Origin of the sequence: Vibrio marinisediminis, from assembly GCF_014050145.1 — a bacterium.
GTDB lineage: Bacteria > Pseudomonadota > Gammaproteobacteria > Enterobacterales > Vibrionaceae > Vibrio > Vibrio marinisediminis.
This window is the reverse complement of record NZ_JACFYF010000462.1, coordinates 1-222: the sequence shown is the minus strand read 5'-3', so window position 1 is coordinate 222 and position 222 is coordinate 1. Positions and strand designations below refer to the sequence as shown.

At 63.5% G+C, this 222-nt stretch carries 1 protein-coding gene; it reads right to left on the bottom strand.

Features of this window, described 5'->3' with window-relative positions; all coding sequences use genetic code 11:
* Positions 1-209 (bottom strand): ABC transporter permease subunit (locus tag H2O73_RS24610; RefSeq protein ID WP_246336006.1); only part of this gene is annotated, 209 nt, incomplete at its 3' end.
* Positions 210-222: the final 13 nt, after the last annotated feature.

Sequence of the window (222 nt, the reverse complement as noted above, 5' to 3'; positions counted from 1 at the left end):
AGCAGAAAGATCGTCTGGATGAGCAGCACGATGGTGATGGCGCGGCTCAGGTGGGGCAGGGTGATGAAGGCGAAGCGTTTCACCGGCGGGGCCCCGTCCATCTCGGCGGCTTCCAGCTGCTCGCTGTCGAGCGACTGGATCGCCGTCAGCAGGATGAGCGTCGCGAAGGGCAGCCATTGCCAGGACACGATCATGATGATCGAGGTCATCGAGGCCTCCGAC